Raw genomic sequence first — 21,069 nt, 5'->3', positions numbered from 1 at the left:
GATCGATTGATAGGTGAGTGCCGCCCCGGTGACCGGGGCGGCGCTGTTTCAGCTGATGGGACTGGGTGCCTCCTGCAACTGCTGCAGGAGTTGGCGTAGCAGGTCGGCATGCTTGAGCATGTCGTAGTGTCCGGCACCGATGGGTTCGTTGGTCAGTGCGTGGTCCAGCACGACCGAGGGTTGCCCGTTGGCTGTGGAGGCCCACCAGCAGTGAGCTTGGGCGCGGGTCGCCGGCAGCGTGGAGATGCCGCTGGACAGGGCCTTCAGGCGCATGGCCACGAGGAAGGTATGAGCCAGCTCCTCAGTGCTGATGCTGGCATAGGCCGAGGCCACGCCCGACTGCGCTTGCACTTGCGCGATCAGTTTTTCCACTTGCGCCGTATCACTGCGGGCTGGCAACGACAGGGCCGGCAACTGCTCGGCCGGCCCCCCGAGGATCACCGCGAGGAAGCTGCCAAGATCTTCGCCCCAGTCCGTATCGACCGGGGCTGCCGCGGTGGCGGGCGAGGGTAGGAAACTGTCGACCAGGCCGAGGAAGTTGACGCGCTGACCTTGTTTCTCCAGCTCCTCGGTGACCAGTACAGCCAGCGTGCCCCCCAGAGACCAACCCAGCAGATGATACGGGCCACAAGCCTGCTTCTGGCGGATGTACTGGGCATAGTCGATGGCCATGGCTTGCAGGTTATCGTCTTGCCAGTCGCGGTCGAGCAGCATGCGGCACTGTAGGCCGTAGACGCTGCGCCGGCCGTCCAGGCGGCGGGCCAGAGGCTCGTAATCGAACACTGTGCCGAAACCGGCGTGCAGGCAGAACAAGGGCGCATTGTCTTCGACCTGGCTGTTGAGCAGCAGCAGAGGATCGAGCGAGGTGTCCTCATTGTTGTAGCCGGAGAGCTCGCCGATGGTTGGGCGGGCCATCAGGTCGCGCAATTTCAACTCGATGCCCAATGTCGGTTGGGCGCGGACTTTTGACAGCACCTTGAGTACCCGCAGCGAGTCACCACCGAGCTCGAAGAAGTTGTCGGTGACACTCACCTGCTCGACTTCCAGCACCTCCTGCCAGATCGCCGCCAAGCCTTGCTCCAGAGCGTTGCGTGGGGCGACGAAGGTGCGTGCCTTGAAGTCTGGGTTGGGCAGGGCCTTGCGGTCCAGCTTGCCGTTTGGGTTGAGTGGGAAGGTATCCATGACCAGGATCTGTACCGGCACCATGTAGTCCGGCAGGTCGGCCTGCAGGGCGGTGCGCAGGTGCTCACCCAGACCGTCCCCGCGGGCGGCGACCACGTAGCCGATCAGTTGCTTGCCGGTGCTGGTGTCGCGCGCTACTACCACGGCATCCTGCACGGCATCCTGCTGGCGCAAGCGCGATTCGATCTCACCCAGCTCGATGCGGAAACCGCGCACCTTGACTTGGTTGTCCAGGCGACCGAGGTAATCGAACACACCGTCTGGACGCTGGCGCACCAGATCGCCGGTGCGGTACAGCCGGCTGCCGTCGGCGAACGGGTCGGCGACAAAGCGCTCGGCGCTCAGCCCTGGGCGTTGGTGATAGCCCCGGGCTACGCCCAGGCCACCGATGTACAGTTCACCGGCGACGCCCACCGGCAGCGGGTTGAGCTGCTCGTCGAGGACGTAAAGCGTGCGCTGGCCCACACGAGTGCCGATGGGGGCATAGGCCGCTTCGCAAGGTTGGCTGACATCGACCTTCCACAGCAGTGGCGTGACCACAGTCTCGGTTGGGCCGTAGCCATTGGTGAGGAACGCCGGTTTGAGCGTGCGCTTGACCAGCTCGAAGTTGGCATTGGCCACTGCGTCACCACCGAAGCAGTAGATGCGTACCGCCGGTGGCGCGGCGTCGACGTTGTCGGCGTACTCGGCCAGTTGCTGCAGGTAGGCCGGCGGGAAGCAGGCGATGTCGATGGCGTGCTGGTGCAGTGCCTGCCAGGTTTCTTCCGGAGTCCACAGGCGGTTGTCGCGCAGCACTAGCTGGCCGCCGCCGAGCAGGGTCGACTGCCAGCGTTCCTGGGCGCCGTCGAAGGCGAAGGACATGAACAGTAGTTCACGGGTGCTGGCGTCCATCTCGTAGCGCTCGGCGATGGCCAGGCAGTGCATGCGGATCTGCCCATGGCTCACTGCTACGCCTTTCGGCTGGCCGGTGGAGCCGGAAGTGTAGATCAGGTAGGAGAGGTTATCCTCCAGGGCGCGGGATGGAGGGCAGTCGGCCGGTTGGTTGTCCAGGGCCAGGCTGTCCAGTTCGACCAAAGCGCAGCCGGCGATGCCGGTGAGGCGGCTGCGCACCGAGCTCTGGGTGAGCAGCAGCGGCATGCCGCTGTCTTCGACGATCCAGCGCACCCGCTCCTGCGGGTAGTCGATGTCCAGCGGCACGTAGGCGGCGCCGGTCTTCATCACTGCGTAAAAGGCTACGATCACCTCGATCGAGCGTTCCAGGGCAATGCCCACGCAGGTTTCGGGGCCGACACCCTGGGCGATCAGATAGTGAGCCAGGCGGTTGGCGCGAAGCTCCAGTTCGCCATAGCTCAGGTCAATGTCCGCGCAGGTGACGGCGATGCGGTGCGGTTGCTGTTGGGCATGCTTGCGGATTCGCTCGGCCAGCAGTGGCGTGCCGCCGTCGGTCGGAGCCAGGCTGTTGCGCTGGGTGAGCGCTTGTTGTTCGTCTGTGGTCAGCATCACCAAGCTGCCGAGACTGGCCTGGGGGTTGTCGAGCAGCGCCGTGAGCAACATCTCGAAGCTGTCGCGGATCTGTGCGGTGGCCGCTTCGGTGAAGCGGTTGCGCAGGTAGAGGAACTCGATCTTCAGGCTGTTGCCCAGGTTGACCGCCAGGTCCATGGCGAAGTTGGTGACGTCGCGGTTGCTCACCTCGCCGAAGCTCAACTGGTTTTGCTCGGCTTCCTGCAGGCGCTCGTCCACCGGGTAGTTCTCGAACACGACGATGCTGTCGAACAGCGCCTGGCCGCTGTGGCCGGCCCAGCGTTGCAGGTCGGCCAGCGAGGCATGCTCGTAGTCGCGTGCTTCCAGGTTGTAGCCCTGCAGCGCCTGCAACCAGTCTTCGGTACGCTGCTGTGGCTGTGGTGCCTGGATGATTGGCAGGGTATTGATGAACAGTCCGAGCATTTCCTCGGCACCGTTCAGGCTGGCTGGTCGGCCGGCCACGGTAGCGCCAAAACAGACAGTCTGCTGGCCTGTATAGCGTTGCAACAACAATAGCCAGGCGGCTTGTATCAGGGTGTTGGGCGTGACTCGCAGTCGTTGGGCCTGATCGCGCAGGCGTTGGGTGCGCTGCGTATCCCAGTGCAGGTACAGGGCATCATGGCCCTCCAGTTCGGCGGGCGGACGCGGTGCGAGACTGTTGGTCAGTTGGGTCGGGCCATCGAGTCCTTGCAGCTTGTCCTTCCAGAACTGCTCCAGATCGGTCTGCGACTGGCGTTGCAGCCATTGGATGTAGTCGCGGTACTGGCCACGCTTGGCCACCGGGGTGCCGCCGTTGTACAGCTCGAACACCTCACCGAGCAGGCGTGAGCTGGACCAGCCGTCCATGAGGATGTGGTGGCTGGTCCAGACCAGATGGTGGTGCTGCTCGCCGAGGTTGACCAGGGTCAGTCGGGTCAGGGGGGCGCGTAGCAGGTCGAAGCCTTCGGCACAGTCGGCTTCGAGCAGTTGCTGCAGAGCCTGTGGGGTAAGGTCGCGATTGCGCCAGTCCAGTTCGCGCACTGGCAGTGTGGCGGTCTTGTAGACCACCTGTAGAGGCTCGGCGAGTTCGTTGGCGGTCCAGAAGCCGCTGCGCAGGATCTCGTGGCGGGCAATGACCGCGTTCCAGGCGGCGATGAAGCGTTGGCTGTCGAGACCTTCGACGGGCACGCTCATCTGGTTGATGTACAGGCTCGCCTCCCTGGATTCTAGGGTGTGGAACAGCATGCCCTGCTGCATCGGCGACAGCGGGTAGAGGTCTTCGACTTGGCTGCACGGTACCGGCAGGTGGTCCAGCTGCTGCTGGCTGATCGAGGCCAGCGGGAAGTCCGAGGGGGTCAGGCCCTGGTGCCGTGGATCGCAGCAGTGGGCGATGATGACGGCTAATTCCTGGCTGAAGTCATCGGCCAGTCGCTGGACAGTCGCCTCGTCGAACATCTGCGTGCTGAAGTTCCAGTTCATGCTCAACTCGCCACCATAAACCTGGCCGTTCAGCTCCAACCAGTTGCCCAGATTGGCCTGCGGGCTTTGGTTGGCACCGGTGCTTTCGGCGGCGGGGCGCAGCAGTGTGCCTTCGTCGCTGTCGAAGCTGCCGTCGAACTGGCCGAGGTAGTTGAAGGTGATGCGCGGGGTAGGCAAGGCGCCCAGGGACTGGCGCGCCGGTTCATCACCGAGGTAGCGCAGGGTGCCGAAGCCGATGCCCTTGTCCGGGATCGCCCGCAACTGCTCTTTGATCGCTTTGATCGAAGCGTCCAGGTCGGCAGCCGGGGTCAGGCGCACCGGGAAGAGGCTGGTGAACCAGCCGACAGTGCGGGTCAGGTCGATGTTGTCGAACAGGTCTTCGCGACCATGGCCTTCCAGTGCGATCAGAGTGCTGGCGTGCTGGCTCCAGCGACCGATCACTCGGGCCAGGGCGGTGAGCAGCAGATCGTTGATCTGCGTGCGGTAGGCGGCGGGCGCTTCCTGCAGCAACTGACGGGTCAACTGCGCATCGAGACCGCTCTGTACGCTGCGTACGAAGCGGTTTTGCAAGCTACCCTCCGGACGCTCGCAGGGCAGAGCGGCGGGGGCGTCTTGCAACTGAGTCTTCCAGTAGTCCAGTTCCTGCTGCAACGCCTCGCTGCGAGCATACGCCTGCAACTGTTCCACCCAGGCCTTGACCGAGCTGGTCTTGGCGGGAAGCTTTACGGGTTGGCCGGCGAACAACTGCTGGTAGGCCTGCTGCAGGTCATCGAGCAGGATGCGCCAGGACACACCATCCACCGCCATGTGGTGAATTACCAGTAGCAGGCGCTGGCTGCCATCAGGCAGGGTGGCGAGCAGGGCACGCAGCAGAGGGCCTTGCTCGATATCCAGACTGGTCTGGGTGCGGTTGGCCCATTCATTCAGGACTTGTTCATTTTCGATCTGGGCCTGCCAGAGCAGGTTTGCTGTCGTGTCAGGCGGGGCAATGCTGGCTACCCATTGGTTTTCTTCCTTGCGCAACCTCAGGCGCAGGGCGTCATGGTGGGCCGCCAGCAGATGAAGGCTCTGCTCCAGGAGCCTTGCATCGAGTGTCTTGGCAGGCTCAAGCATGACCGACTGGTTGAAGTGGTTCTGCTCGCAAGAGGCATGTTCCAAGAACAGTTGCTGAAATGGCAGCAGGGCGGTCTCGCCCGTGACCGTGCCTTGGTCGATATTCAAACCTTGCATGTCCATGCGGGCCACGGTGGCCAGGCTTTGCACTGTCTGGTGTTGAAACAGTTCCTTAGTGGTAAAGCGTATCCCTGCCTGGCGGGCTTGGCTGACCACTTGGATGGAGATAATCGAGTCGCCACCGAGCTCGAAGAAGTTGTCCGTCACGCTGATTTTTTCGCGTTTGAGGACGTTCTGCCAGATATGCGCGACGCGCTGCTCCAGCTCACTCTCTGGCGCCACATAGGTGCGCTGCTGGCTGGCATCCGGCTTCGGCAACCCCTTGCGGTCGAGCTTGCCGTTCGGGCTCAGCGGCATCTGCTCCAACAGCACCCATTGGGCCGGGACCATGTAGTCCGGCAGGTGCGCCTTGAGCGCGCTCTTCAACTGCTCGCGCAGGCCATCCTGTTCGAGTCCGCCGTTGGGCACTACATAGCCGACCAGTTGCTGGCCGCTCGGGCCATCCACCGCCAGCACCACCGCTTCGCGCACCGCCTCCAGCTCCATCAGCCGTGCCTCGATCTCACCGAGTTCGATACGCAGCCCACGGATCTTTACCTGGTGGTCGATGCGGCCACGGTACTCGATCACACCATCGGCGCGGTAGCAGGCCAGGTCACCAGTACGGTACAAGCGCTCGCCGCTGTTGAACGGGCTGGTGACGAAGCGTTCGGCGGTCAGCGCAGGACGGCGGTGGTAGCCACGGGCCAGGCCTGCACCGCTCAGGTACAGCTCGCCGACCACGCCAACCGGCACCGGTTGCAGCTCGCCGTCGAGGATGAAAGTCCCCAGGTTGGCGATCGGCTGGCCGATCGGAACGCTGTCCTTGCCTTCCTCGCGGCAGGTCCAGTGGGTGACATCGATGGCCGCCTCGGTCGGACCGTAGAGGTTGTACAGGCCGGCCTTGGGCAGCTTGGCGAACACCTGCTGCTGGGCATCCACCGGCAGTGCCTCACCACTGCAGACGATGCGGGTCAGGCTGGTGCAACTGGACACGGCCTCGTCGAGCAGGAAGGCCTGGAGCATCGACGGCACGAAGTGCAGGGTGCTGACCTGGTGGCGGTTGATCAGCTCGATCAGCTTCGCCGGCTCGCGGTGATCGCCCGGAGCTGCCACAGCCAGGCGGGCGCCAGTCATCAACGGCCAGAAGAACTCCCAGACCGAGACGTCGAAGCTGAACGGGGTCTTCTGCAGCACGGTGTCGCGTGCGTCCAGGGCATAGGCCTGCTGCATCCAGCACAGGCGGTTGGTCAGGGCACTGTGGCGGTTGCCGGCACCCTTGGGTTTGCCGGTGGAACCGGAGGTGTAGATGACGTAGGCGAGGTTTTCCGGGTGCAGGGCGATGTTCGGGTTGTGCCCAGGCTGGGTGGAAAGGTCGAGCAGATCCAGGTCCAGGCGCTGGACACGCTCGGCAAAGGGCAGTTGCAGGTGCGACTGGGCGAGCAGCAGCTCGATACCGCTGTCCTCGAGCATATAGGCTAGGCGCTCGGTGGGGTATTCCGGGTCGACCGGGACATAGGCGCCGCCGGCCTTGAGGATGGCCAGCAAGCCGACGACCATTTCGATGCTGCGTTCGGTGGCGATGCCGACCAGCACGTCCGGGCCGACGCCTTGGGCGATCAAGGCATGGGCCAGTTGGTTGGCGCGCTGGTTGAGCTGAGCGTAGCTCAATTGCTGCTCGCCGAAGACCAGGGCCGGGGCGTCTGGCGCCTGCTCGACCTGGGTCTCGATCAGTTGGTGCACGGCGGTGTCGAGTGGGTACGACACAGCGGTGGCGTTCCAACTCAGCAGTTGGGTGTCCAGCTCATCGGCCTCGAGCATCGGAAGTTCACCGATGGCCTGGTCAGGCAGGCTGACCATGGCGCGCAGGAGGTTTTGCCAGTGGCGGGCCATGCGTTCGATGGTGTTACGCTCGAACAGGTCGGTGGCGTAGGTGAAACTGGCCTTGAAGCCCTGAAAAGTCTCAACGGTATTGAGAGTCAGATCGAACTGCGCCGTGTGGGTGTCCCATTGCAGGCTTTCTATGTCCAGGGAACTGGCTGGATTCTTGTGTTCATCAGTGGATCCACTGTGATTGTAGAGGACCTGAAACAGTGGCGTGACACTGAGGCTGCGGGCCGGTTGCAGTGCTTCGACCAAGTCGCCGAACGGAAGCTCTTGGAAGGCTTGCGCCTCAAGGGCGGTTTGTCTGACCTGCAGAAGAAGGTCGGCAAAGGTCAAGGATTCGGTGAAGTCAGCTTTGTAGACCTGCGTGTTGACGAAGAAACCAATCAGCTTTTCAGTTTCCACTCGATTGCGATTGGCCACCGGTACACCGACGCGAACATCTTCCTGTCGGCTATAGCGATGTAGCAGAGCTTGCCAGGAGGCCAGTAACAACATGAAGGATGTTACGTTATGCACTTGAGACAAGTGTTTGATGTCCTCGGCTACCGAGGTCTCAAGGCTGACATCCAGCCGTGCTCCACGATAACTCTGGGTGGCCGGGCGGATATGATCCAAAGGCAACTCCAATACCGGCTGCTCGCCACCGAGTTTGGCAAGCCAGTAGTCAAGTTGCCGATCGCGCTCACCGGCCTCCATCCAGCGCCGTTGCCAGATCGCATAGTCGGCATACTGGATCGGCAGTTGAGGCATATCCGGTTTGCGACCCTCGCGAAACGCTGTATAGAGCTGCACGAGATCGTGCACCATGACTTGCAGCGAGGCCGCATCTGAAACGATATGGTGCTGAGTCAAGACCAGCAGGTGGTCTTCCGTGGACAGACGGGCCAGGGCAATACGTAGTAGAGGGCCCTGTTGAAGATCAAAGGGTGTGCCAGTCTGATCTTCGATGAAACGAATGATGGCTGTATTGGCCTGTTCAACTTCGTTCGGCAAGGCCAAGGCATGCCGGGCGATACCCAGCACCAGCCGTGGTGTAATTGTTTGCACGGGACCGCTTTCAGTCACGGTAAACCTTGTGCGCAGGCTTTGGTGGCGGGCAACCAGGGCATTGAAGCTGTCTTCCAATGCCTTGATGTCCAGTTCACCGCGTATGCGCAAGGCTGTCGAAACATGGTAAGCACTGCCTTCGGGCTCTAGTTGCCATAGGAACCACTGGCGCTCCTGGGCGAACGATAGTGGGATGCTATCGACCTCTTCGCTGATCTGAGGTATTGGCAGGTTCGCAGGTGACACACCTTCACCAAGCATCTTTTCCAGAAACGCTTTGCGCTTTTCCAGCGGCAGTGTGATGAATCGCTTGGCGATCCGAGCGGCCATTTCCTTGTCCATCACACTTCCTCCAGTTCGTCGAACAGTGCTTCAAGTTTGCTCAATTTGCTGTTGTCGACCTGATTCATAGTCTGTTGTAGTGCAGCAATCAGCAGAGCCAACGTCGGTGCATCGAAAAGTGTCTGTGCCGACATTTGCAGGCCCATCTCCAGTTGAACACGTGCGACCAGGCGGACAGCGAGTAGCGAATGTCCGCCCAGTTCGAAGAAGTTGTCGCTCAGGCCTACCCGTTGAACCTGCAGAAGGTCTTGCCAGATGGAAGCCATCTGACACTCTTGCTCGGAACAAGGGGCCTCGTAGGGGCGGTTGGCCTGTATGTCCGCCGGCTTGGGAAGTGCCTTGCGGTCGAGTTTGCCGTTTGGCGTCAGTGGCATCTGCTCAAGGAAAAGCCACTGTCCTGGCACCATGTACTCCGGCAGATCGGCCTTGAGCGATGTCAACAGTGCATCGCGCAAGGCTTGCTCGCCCTGCGAGTCAAGCGCTTCGCTGGCCACCACATAGCCCACCAGACGTTGCCCGGCCGGGGTCTGCTGGGCAACGACGGTCGCTTCGCGTACTCCTCTTACCTGCAGCGCATGTGATTCGATTTCACCCAGCTCTATACGTAAACCGCGGATCTTCACTTGGTGATCGAGGCGGCTGAGGTACTCGATCACGCCATCTTCTCGATAGCGTGCCAAGTCGCCCGTTCGGTACAGACGGGATCCTGGCTCGCTGGCGAAAGGATGCGGTATGAAACGTTCCGCGGTCAACGACGGGCGTCGGAAGTAACCACGAGCGAGCCCTTGGCCACCGATCAGTAACTCACCAGCAGCTCCGACAGGAATGCTGTTCAGACCGTCATCGACGATGAAGAGGGTGGTGTTGTCGATCGGATGGCCGAGGTAGGGTTTCGGCTTTCCGTGGTTCAGAGCGTAGAGCGCAGACCAGATGGTGGTTTCTGTGGGGCCATAGAGGTTCCAGATATTCGGCGACAGTTCGAGCATGCGGTTGGCCAGGTCGTCAGGCAGTGCTTCTCCGCCACACAGGAACTTACAGTCGCGCAGGATGCCGGCGGTCGGATGTTCAAGTAGCATGCGCCAGGTCGAAGGTGTGGCCTGCAGCACACTGATGTTCTGGGCTTGGACCAACTCAAGCATTGCTCCGGGATCCAGATTCATCCCTTGGCGAGTCAGTGTCACGCTGCACCCGCTGGCCAGCGGCACATAGAGTTCCAGGCCGAAGATATCGAAGGAAAAGGTAGTCAGAGACAGCATGCGATCCTGTTCATTCACGCCGGGAGCATGGCTCATGCTTAGGACAAAGTTGCTCAGGGCATGGTGAGGAATCATTACACCCTTCGGGCGACCGGTGGATCCAGAGGTGTAGATGACATAGGCCAGGCTTTGTGGAGTATGCGCAACATCAGGGTTGTCTTTGCCGTGTTTGTCGCTTTGCGGATGGTCAAGCAACAGCACGGAGAGTTGGGGCGGCAATGGCCAGCGAGATTGGAGGTGCGACTGTGTCAGCAGCAACTCGATGCCGCTGTCCTCGATCATGTAGGCCAGCCGCTCAGCCGGATACTCCGGGTCCAGTGGCACATAAGCTCCGCCGGCCTTGAGGATCGCCAGCAGTGCGATGATCATCTCGACACTGCGTTCGGCTGCAAGCCCTACCAGAACGTTGGGACCGACACCGAGTTCGATCAGTTGGTGCGCCAACTGGTTGGCCTGCTGATTGAGCTGGCAGTAGCTTAAGGTCTGATCATCGAAGTTCAGCGCTGGCGCGTCAGGGCGGGCTTCTGCCTGGGACTCGAACAAGCGGATGACCGACGGGGTATGCACGCGTTCGACCTCCGTAGCATTCCACTGCACTTGCTGAACATGACGTTCCTGTTCTGCGAGCAACGTGAGTTCTCCGACAGCCCTGTTCGGTTGTTCCACCATATTCAGCAACAAGGTGACCAGGTAACCAGCCAGGCGCTCGATGGAGTCTGCGCTGAATTGCCTGCGGGCATAGCGCAGTTGTAAGGTGAGGGTCGCGCCTAGGCCGACCATCAAACTCAGGGGATAGTTGGTCTGCTCATGGCTGTCGATGCTGCCGAAGCTCAGCGACTCGCTGGCCGTCTGGGCCAGTGCTTGGGAAACTGGGTAGTTTTCGAATACCAGGATGTTGTCGAAGAGGCTCTCGCCACCTCTGCCGGCCCAGCGCTGGATGTCGAACAGTGGCGTATGTTCGTGCTCACGCAGGTCGAGGTTTTGTGCCTGGATGTGCTGAATCCACTGGTTGACTCTGATTTCCGGACGAGGTGTGGCAATGACGGGCAACGTATTGATAAACAGGCCTAGCTGTTGCTCTACCCCTTTGAGTTCGGCGGGGCGCCCGGCAACCGTTGCGCCGAAGCAGACCGTCTGCTGCCCGGTGCAGCGTTGCAGGAGCAGTAGCCAGGCAGCCTGCACTAGAGTATTGACGGTGACCTTCTGTTGGCGGGCGCAAGCCTCCAGGAACTGGGTCCTCGTCGGATCCAGTGCTGTTTCATACAGACCTTGTCCGAGCTGTTTGGTGCTCCAGGGATTGATGGCGGGAGCGAGGCGGGTAGGCTCTTCAAAGTCTCGCAGTTGCTCGATCCAGAACTTCTCGTTGCTCTGCGCATCCTGCTCCTGCAACCAGGCGACATAATCGCTGTAGCGTCCAGTAGCCTGCGGCACTACCTGACCGCTGTAGCGTTGCATGATCTCGCCCATCATCTGCGAGTTGCTCCAGCCATCCATGAGGATGTGGTGGTGAGTGTAGATCAGGTGATGGCTATTGCTACCGGTGCGCAGCATGTGCAGGCGCAACAGGGGGGGCTGGGCCAGGTCGAAGGGCGTTGCCAGGGCTTCGGTGGCTAGGGTGTTCAGGGCCTCCGCCAGGTCTGGGCGCGTTGACCAGTCGAGCAGGGTGAAGGGTAGTTCGACTTGCTTGTACACCACTTGCAGGGGCTCGTTCAGTTGGCCTTGCCAGAGGAAACCGCTACGCAGCACATCGTGGGCATCCAGGGTCGCCTGCCAGGCAGCGCGGAAACGCTCGGCATCGAGGCCGCTGACGTCAAGGCGCATCTGGTTGATGTAGTTACCGTTCTCCTGTTGGTAGAGCGTGTGGAACAGCATTCCTTGCTGCATCGGGGCCAGCGGGTAGATCGTCTCGACCTGTGCAACTGCCACCGGCAGGCTGTCCAGCTGTGCCTGGCTTAGCCGGGCCAGGGGCACGTCCGAGGGAGTCAGGCCATGGTTGTCCGGATGCAGGCAGTGTTGGATCAGTTGGATCAGTTGAGTTAGGTAGTCATCGGCCAAGGCCTGGATGGTTTGGTCGTTGTACATGTCGCTGTTGTAGCCAAAGGTCAGTCCCAGTTTTCCGTCGAACACCTGGCCGTTGACGGTCAGCCAGTTGCCTTGTTGGGCTTCCAGGCTCTGGGCGGTGCCCGCGCTTTCTCCGGCTGGGACGAAGAGGGCGTCCCGCCCGGTGTCGAAGCTGCCATCGAACTGGCCTAGGTAGTTGAAGGTCAGGCGTGGAACTGGCAGTGCCTGCAGGGTTTGTTGCACATGGGGATCGCCTAAGTAGCGCAGGGCACCGAAGCCGAGGCCTTTGTTAGGGATGGCACGCAGTTGCTCCTTGACTTGCTTGATGGTCTCGCCAAGCTCTGTAGCCGGAGTCAGACGCACAGGGAAGAGGCTGGTGAACCAGCCAACGGTGCGGGTCAGGTCGAGGTTGTCTAACAGCTCTTCACGGCCATGGCCTTCCAGTTGTAGCAGCAGATCAGGTTGGCTGCTCCAGCGGGTGATGGTGCGAGCCAGGGCACTGAGCAGCAGGTCATTGACCTGGGTGCGGTAGGCGGCCGGTGCCTGTTGCAGTAACTGGCGGGTGCGTTGAGCGTCTAGTGTCACCTGGACACTGCGGGCCTGGCGATTGGGCAGACGCTCCACTGTGCGGTCGCGGGGTAGGTCGGGGTTCACGCCTTGCAGCTGCTCTTGCCAGTAGCCCAGCTCCTGCTTGAGCTGACCATTGCATGCGGCTGCCTGCAATTGTTCGGCCCAAGCGCGCAAGGAACTGGTCTTTTCCGCTAGTGTGCAGGGCTGGCCTGCCAAGGCTTGCTGGTAGCCGGTTTGCAGGTCTTCGAAAAGCATGCGCCAAGACACACCGTCGATCACCAGATGATGGATGGCCAACAGTAGGCGCTGGCTGCCGTTGGCCAGTTCGACTAGTACCGCACGGACCAGCCCGCTTTGCAGGTCAAGGCTGCGCTGAGCGGACTCGAACAGGGGCTGTAGGGCTTGTTCATCGTCGACCTTGTGCTGCCAGAGCAGGGGCGTTTGTATCCAGACCTGCTGTTGCGCTTCAGGTGAGCGGAACTCGGCCTGCCAGCCATCGGCGGTTTCGTCGAAGCGCAGGCGCAGGGCGTCATGATGCAGGACCAATGCCTGAAGCGCCTGCTCCAATGCCCGGGCTTCAAGATGCTGGTCGCTGCGCAGCAGCACTGCCTGGTTCCAGTGGTGGCGTTCGGGCATGGACTGGCTGAAGAACAGTTGCTGGATCGGTAGCAGCGGTGTCGGTCCGTGCAGGGCTACCTGCTCGAACACCGGGCTGCTGTCGCGGGTCTGGGCGACGGCGGCCAGGCGCTGGATAGTCTGCTGTTCGAACAGCGCCTTCGGCGTGAAGTGGATGCCGGCCTGGCGGGCGCGGCTGACCACCTGAATAGAGATGATCGAGTCACCGCCCAGTTCGAAGAAGTTGTCTGTCACGCCCACACGCTCAAGCTTCAACACCGATTGCCAGATATCCGTCAGGCGCTCTTCCACGACATTGCTGGGGGCGACATGTTCGTGTTGCAGGCGGGCGTTGTCTATGGCCGGCAGGGCTCTGCGGTCGAGCTTGCCATTGGGGCTCAACGGCAACTGCGGGAGCAGCACCAGGTGCACCGGTACCATGTAGTCCGGCAACATCTGCAGTAGTTGTTGCCGGACCTGCTCACGCCAATGCTGCTGCTCCGTGGCCGAGGCGTGCACCAGCGCTCCCTGGCTTGGTACCAGATAGGCGGCCAGTTGCAGGCTATTGCCGGCCTTCACCGCCAGCACCACCGCTTCGCGCACCGCCTCCAGCTCCATCAGCCGTGCCTCGATCTCACCGAGTTCGATACGCAGCCCACGGATCTTTACCTGGTGGTCGATGCGGCCACGGTACTCGATCACACCATCGGCGCGGTAGCAGGCCAGGTCACCAGTACGGTACAGGCGCTCGCCGCTGTTGAACGGGCTGGTGACGAAGCGTTCGGCGGTCAGCGCAGGACGGCGGTGGTAGCCACGGGCCAGGCCTGCACCGCTCAGGTACAGCTCGCCGACCACGCCAACCGGCACCGGTTGCAGCTCGCCGTCGAGGATGAAAGTCCCCAGGTTGGCGATCGGCTGGCCGATCGGAACGCTGTCCTTGCCTTCCTCGCGGCAGGTCCAGTGGGTGACATCGATGGCCGCCTCGGTCGGACCGTAGAGGTTGTACAGGCCGGCCTTGGGCAGCTTGGCGAACACCTGCTGCTGGGCATCCACCGGCAGTGCCTCACCACTGCAGACGATGCGGGTCAGGCTGGTGCAACTGGACACGGCCTCGTCGAGCAGGAAGGCCTGGAGCATCGACGGCACGAAGTGCAGGGTGCTGACCTGGTGGCGGTTGATCAGCTCGATCAGCTTCGCCGGCTCGCGGTGATCGCCCGGAGTTGCCACAGCCAGGCGGGCGCCAGTCATCAACGGCCAGAAGAACTCCCAGACCGAGACGTCGAAGCTGAACGGGGTCTTCTGCAGCACGGTGTCGCGTGCGTCCAGGGCATAGGCCTGCTGCATCCAGCACAGGCGGTTGGTCAGGGCACTGTGGCGGTTGCCGACACCCTTGGGTTTGCCGGTGGAGCCGGAGGTGTAGATGACGTAGGCGAGGTTTTCCGGGTGCAGGGCGATGTTCGGGTTGTGCCCAGGCTGGGTGGAAAGGTCGAGCAGATCCAGGTCCAGGCGCTGGACACGCTCGGCCAAGGGCAGTTGCAGGTGCGACTGGGCGAGCAGCAGCTCGATACCGCTGTCCTCGAGCATGTAGGCTAGGCGCTCGGTGGGGTATTCCGGGTCGACCGGGACATAGGCGCCGCCGGCCTTGAGGATGGCCAGCAAGCCGACGACCATTTCGATGCTGCGTTCGGTGGCGATGCCGACCAGCACGTCCGGGCCGACGCCTTGGGCGATCAAGGCATGGGCCAGTTGGTTGGCGCGCTGGTTGAGCTGAGCGTAGCTCAATTGCTGCTCGCCGAAGACCAGGGCCGGGGCGTCTGGCGCCTGCTCGACCTGGGTCTCGATCAGTTGGTGCACGGCGGTGTCGAGTGGGTACGACACAGCGGTGGCGTTCCAACTCAGCAGTTGGGTGTCCAGCTCATCGGCTCTGAGCATTGACAGCTCGCCCAGGTGGCGCTCGGCGTCGATGCTCATGGCCTCGAGCAGGTTGACCAGGTGCTGAGTAATGTCTTGCACGGTGGCGTCGGCGAAGTGTGTGCGGGCAAAGCTGGCGTGCAATACCATCTGCTTGCCGACGCTGATAGCCAGGGTCAGCGGGTAGTTGGTCTGCTCGTGATAGGACACCTTGTCGAAGGCCAGTCCCGCTGGCGCTTCCTGCTCCAAGGCTTCGGATACTGGGTAGTTTTCGAATACCAGAATGTTGTCAAACAGTGCCTCACCGCGCTGGCCGGCCCAGCGCTGAATGTCGCTCAATGGCGTATGTTCGTGCTCGCGCAAGGCCAGGTTGTATTCCTGCAGGTGCTGTAGCCAATAGGCCACGCTGTAGTCGGGGCGCGGTTTGGCGATGACCGGCAGGGTGTTGATGAACAGCCCGACCTGTTGCTCCACGCCTGTCACCTCGGAGGGCCGGCCGGCCACGGTTGCACCAAAGCACACGCTGGGCTGCCCACTGTAGCGCTGCAGCAACACCAGCCAGGCGGCCTGGACCAGGGTATTAAGGGTGACTTTCTGCTGCCGGGCGAAATCGTTCAAGCGCTGGGTGCGTTCGGCATCAAGGTGCAGGTATTGCGAGGCGTGTCCCCGCTCGCCACTACCATGGGCGATGGACTGGGCAAGACGTGTGGGTTCGTCGAGACTGGCCAGTTGTGCGTGCCAGTACGCCTGGTCGGCCTCGACATCTTGGCGGCCCAGCCAAGCAATGTAGTCACGATAGCGACCTGGCGTCACGGCGACGGTATGGCCGCTGTAGCGTTGCAGGACTTCGCCGAGCAATTGCGAGGTGCTCCAGCCATCCATCAGAATGTGGTGGCTGGTGTGGATCAGATGATATTGGTCGACAGATGTCCTGACCAGCACAAGTCGGAACAGCGGCGACCGGTCCAGTGGCCAGTCCTGTTGCAATTCGTCGCGAGCCAGTTGCTCCAGTGCTGCTGGCAGGCCTTGGCGTTGTTGCCAGTCGAGCAGGACGAGAGGCACCGGCAGGTGTTTGAGTACGACCTGCAGCGGCTGGGCCATGTCTCCTTGCCAGAGGAAGCAACTGCGCAGGGTGTCGTGCTGGTCGATCGCTGCCTGCCAAGCTTTGGCGAAGGTCTGAGGATCCAGGCCGCCGATGTCCATGCGCATCTGGTTAATGTAGCTGCGGCCAGCCAGTTGCTCGCTATCTTGCTCGTAGAGGGTGTGAAACAGCATGCCTTGCTGCAGTGGTGACAGCGGATAGAGGTCATCGATCTGCCCCAGGTCGATCGCCAGGGCATCCAGTTGCGCCTGGTTCAGACCTGCCAGCGGGAAGTCCGAGGGTGTCACGCCCTGGTTGCAAGGATTGCAGCAGTGCTCGACCAGTGCGTGCAGCTCGGAGATGTAATCTTTGGCCAGGCACTCGATCACTGCCGGGTCGAACCGGCTCTGGTCGAAGGTCCAGCTAAGGGCGAGCTCGCCACCATAGACTTTGCCGTTGATACTCAGCCAGTTGCTCAGCGGAGCTCCGACATCCTTCTCGGCGCCTGCTGCTTCTGCGGCAGGGACCAGCAAAGGTTGATTGTCACGGTCGAAGCTATTGTCGAATTGGCCCAGGTAATTGAAGGTGACACGGGCTTGAGGCAGGGCCTGCAGCGCTTGGCGAGCCATAGCATCGCCGAGGTAGCGCAGGGCGCCATAGCCGATGCCTTTGTCCGGCACGGCGCGCAATTGTTCCTTGACCTGCTTGAGGGTTGTCTCAAGGCTGTCGACGGCTGACAGCTTCAGCGGGTAGACGCTGGTGAACCAGCCTACGGTGCGGGTCAGGTCCAGGGTGTCATGCAGTTCTTCGCGACCGTGGCTTTCCAGCTGGATCAGGTTGTCCGCATGGCCGGTCCAGCGTGACAGGACGCGCGCTAGAGCGGCGAGTAGCAGGTCATTGACCTGGGTGCGGTAGGCCGCGGGGGCCTGCTGCAGCAGGCGACGGGTCTGCTCGGCATCCAGATGCAACTCCAAGTGCTTGACGTGTACCGGGCCAACTGGCTGTTCATTGGCTACAGGCAGGCCTTCGGTCACGTCCTGGTGCTGTTGAAGCCAGTAGTCCAGCTCGGCTTTCCGCGCTGGACTACTGGCATGGGCCTGCAGTGCTTCGGCGAACGCCTTGAGTGAGCTGGTCCTGGCCGGCAACTGCGGTACATGGCCGAGCAGGCATTGCTGATAGGCCGTTTGCAAGTCTTCGAAGAGGATGCGCCAGGACACCCCATCGATCACCAGATGGTGGGCTACCAGCAGTAGGCGTTGGCGACCGTCGGCTAGTTGAACCAGCAGGCCGCGCAGCAAGGGGCCGTCAGTCAGGTCCAGGCTGCGTTGAGCCTGTTCGCAAACCTGTTCTAGTTGAGCATTGTCGCTGACTTCGACTTGATGCAGTACGCCGTGGGCGGAGGCCGGTGCGCGGTAATGGCTGCTCCATCCGGTATCGCTCTGGATGAAGCTCATGCGCAAGGCGTCATGATGGTTGAGCAGGGCGTCCAATGCCTGCCCTAGCACCTGGCTGTCGAGCACTTCTCCTGCAGGCTTGAGCAGCACCGACTGGTTCCAGTGGTGGCGTTGTGGAATTGGCGCTTCGAAGAATGCCTGCTGGATCGGCAGTAGAATGACGTTCCCACTGGCGGGTGCTTGATCAGCCTGGGGGCTCTGGTCGTCGTATCGAGCGACCAGAGCCAAACTTTGCACGGTCTGGTGCTGGAACAAATCTTTGGGTGTGAAGCGGATACCGGCCTGGCGGGCGCGGCTGACCACCTGGATGGAAACGATCGAGTCACCGCCCAGTTCGAAGAAGTTGTCGGTGCGACCAATCTGCGGTTGTTTGAGCACATCTTGCCAGATTGCGACGAGCTGGCATTCCAACGGTGTCTGCGGGGCTGTGTAGAGATGTTCTGGCGCATCGGCGTCCGGTAATGGCAAGGCCTTGCGGTCCAGCTTACCGTTGCTGGTCAGGGGTAGACTATCGAGCAGCACCACGTGTGCGGGCACCATGTAGTCCGGTAACTGTTGCTTGAGTTGGCTGAGCAGTTTCTGGCGCAATTCGGCTTGCGCCTGAGCATCTGCCAGTTTGCCGCTGGCCACAATATAAGCCACCAGCCGTGGCCTGCCGAGGAATGTGGGGGCCAGCACTACAGCCTCACTGACCTCGGGCTGCAGCAGCAGGCGAGCCTCGATTTCGCCTAGTTCGATGCGCAGGCCGTGCAGCTTGACTTGATGGTCGATACGCCCGACATATTCGATCACTCCACCGTCACGGTAGCGGGTGAGGTCGCCACTGCGATAAAGGCGGGCGCCGGCTGCACCCAGTGGATCGGGCACGAAGCGCTCAGCGGTGAGTCCGGGGCGCTGGTGGTAGCCTCGTGCCAAGGAGTCGCCGCCGATCAGCAGCTCCCCGCTGACACCAAGGGGGCAGGGGTGCAGGTCTTGGTCCAGGACATGAGCACGGACATTGCTGATTGGCTGGCCTATCGGCACGATGGCCGAATCCATGGGGTCTTGCACCAGGAAGCAGGTGGTGTCGATAGTGGCTTCACTGGGGCCATAGAGGTTGTAGATGTGCGCGTCGCTGTGCTGCTGCAGCTGTTCCACGAGGGTTGGGCTCAGAGCTTCGCCACCGAGCAGGATTGCTCGCAGGCTGGCCAGTTGTTCACGGCTGGCCTGGGGCATCAGGGCCTGCAGCAGCGAAGGCGCGGCTTGCACGACAGTGATGCCTTGGGCGTGGACCTGCGGCCAGAGCAACGAAAGGTCGTCGCTCAATTCCGGGCTGGCCAGGACCAGTTGCGCTCCATTGAGTAGTGGTAGCCAGAATTCCCAGACCGAGGCATCGAAGCTGAAGGCGGTCTTCTGTAGTACTCGGTCGGTGGCATGCAACTGCAGGACCTGCTGCATCCACAACATATGGTTGGTGAGTGCGCCATGGCGTACCTGCACGCCCTTGGGACGGCCGGTCGAGCCGGAGGTGTAGATGATGTACGCCAAGTTGTCGGCATCCATGGCAGGTGCCGGATTGCTTGCGGGATAGTTTGCGAGCAGCGGGGCTACCTGGTCCAGTGCGATAGCCTCAACGTGCCCGGAGACCGGCAGGCGTGAGAGTACTGAGGCCTGGGTCAACAACAGGTCGATGCCACTGTCCTCGATCATGTACGCCAGACGGTCCAGGGGGTAGCTCGGGTCCAGCGGCACATAGGCGCCACCGGCCTTGAGGATGGCTAGCAGACCGACGACCATTTCCAGACTGCGCTCGCAAGCAATGCCGACCAGGCTATCAGCGATAACCCCCTTTTCGATCAGTTTGTGGGCTAGGCGGTTTGCCTGTTCGTTAAGGTCACGATAGGCCAGGGCCTGGTCACCCAGGCGCACGGCGATAGCCTGCGGTGCGGCTTCGGATTGCTGCTCGAACAGCCGTTGCAGGCTGGCGGTGTGTTCGAAGCTGGCGCCGGTGCGGTTCCAGTCCATGACCATATGCTGCAGCTCGGTGCTGTCGAGCATTGGCAGTTCGCCGAGGCAGCGCTGCGGGGAGTCGATCAAAGCATGCAGGAGGTTCTGCCAGTGGCGGGCCATGCGTTCGACAGTCTCGGCATTGAACAACACGTTGCTATAGCTGAAGGTGGCTTCGACCTGCCGCTGGCTGTAGTCGACTTCCAGCGACAGGTCGAACTTGGCTTCCTGCTGCTCAAGTTGTAGGAACTCCAGCTGTAAGTCGCCTAGGCGCAGGGCGTCGGTGTCCTGGTTGGCTACTCGCCAGTTGAACAGGGTCTGGAACAGTGGGTTGGCCTGGGCGCTGCGTTGCAGTTGCAGGTCTTCCAGGATCAGCTCCACGGGATAGTCCACGTGATCCATGGCGGCCATCGACTGTTTGCGCAGGTCCTGGAGGAAGGCTAGCGCGCTTTGTCTGCTGTCGACCCGGGCGCGGTAGATCTGGCTGCTGACAAAGAAACCGACCAACTCTTGGGTCTCGCCCTGGCTGCGGGTGGCATTGGGTACGCCGACGGTGAAGTCTGGCTGGCCAGTGTAGCGATTGAGCAGAAGCTGCCATGCGCCGAGTAGGGTGATGAACGGCGTCAGGCCCTGTTGCTGGCTGAAACGCTGCAAGGCCTGGGTCAGGTCGGGGGGCAGTACGATGCTGTGGTTAGCGACGGTGTGCCGCTGGTCTGGGCTGCGCGGGGTGTCCAGCGGCAGGTCGAGGGCAGGAATTTCGCCGTCGAGCAACTGCTTCCAGTGGCGGGCCGCCTGGTCATGAGCCACGCTCTGCGGATACTGTTCGCGTTGCCAGTGAGCATAGTCGGCATACTGGATAGCCGGGCGCGGCAGCGGCGTGTCATTACCCTGGCTGAGCTGGGCGAAGGCTTGCACCAGATCCTGGATAAGGATTGCGTTCGACCAGGCATCGGAGACGATGTGGTGCATGTTCAGCAGCAACACATGTTCATACTCGGCTGTACGCAGCAGGGTGGCGCGGATCAGCGGCGCCTGGGCCAGGTCGAATGGCTGGCCGACTTCGGCCTCCAGGCGCTCGCGCAGCATGGCCTCGCGTTCTGCCGTAGGGAACGGGGTGAGGTCTTCGCGGCCCAACGTGAGCCTGGCCTGGTGGTCGACCTGCTGACGCGGCTGGCCATCGACCTCGACGAAGCGGGTCCGAAGGATGTCATGCCGGTCGATCACCGTATTCAGTGCCTGCTCGAGCAGGTCCCCTGCCAGCGTGCCGGTCAAGCGCAGGGCTCGGGGCAGGTTGTAGGCATTGCTCTGCGGGGAGAACTGTTGCAGGAACCACAACCTTTGCTGAGCGAAGGACAGAGGCATGGACCCCTGTGCGCTGCCGGCCTTGATCGCGTGCTCGGGGCTGGTCTCATCGGCCAGGAGCAGGGCCAGCAGGTCGTCATCAGGGTGTTGATTCAGTTGATTCATGTCGATCTCGTCGCCGTCG

Annotated in this window: 2 protein-coding genes; both read right to left on the bottom strand. The window is 61.9% G+C overall.

Annotated features, from left to right (window positions below):
• Positions 1-48 precede the first annotated feature (48 nt).
• The gene (locus tag ACYU03_RS17430; RefSeq protein ID WP_461885882.1) at positions 49-8,649 is read right to left on the bottom strand and encodes an amino acid adenylation domain-containing protein; all 8,601 of its coding nucleotides are present in this window, start codon (positions 8,647-8,649) and stop codon (positions 49-51) included.
• The gene (locus ACYU03_RS17425; RefSeq protein WP_461885881.1) at positions 8,649-21,050 is read right to left on the bottom strand and encodes a non-ribosomal peptide synthase/polyketide synthase; all 12,402 of its coding nucleotides are present in this window, start codon (positions 21,048-21,050) and stop codon (positions 8,649-8,651) included. The genes ACYU03_RS17430 and ACYU03_RS17425 overlap by 1 nt, the downstream gene beginning before the upstream one ends.
• Between the last annotated feature and the right edge of the window lie 19 nt (positions 21,051-21,069).

The sequence above is a fragment of the Pseudomonas sp. X10 genome (assembly GCF_054889225.1).
The sequence above is the reverse complement of the archived record's forward strand: the minus strand, read 5'-3'. Positions and strand labels throughout refer to the sequence as shown.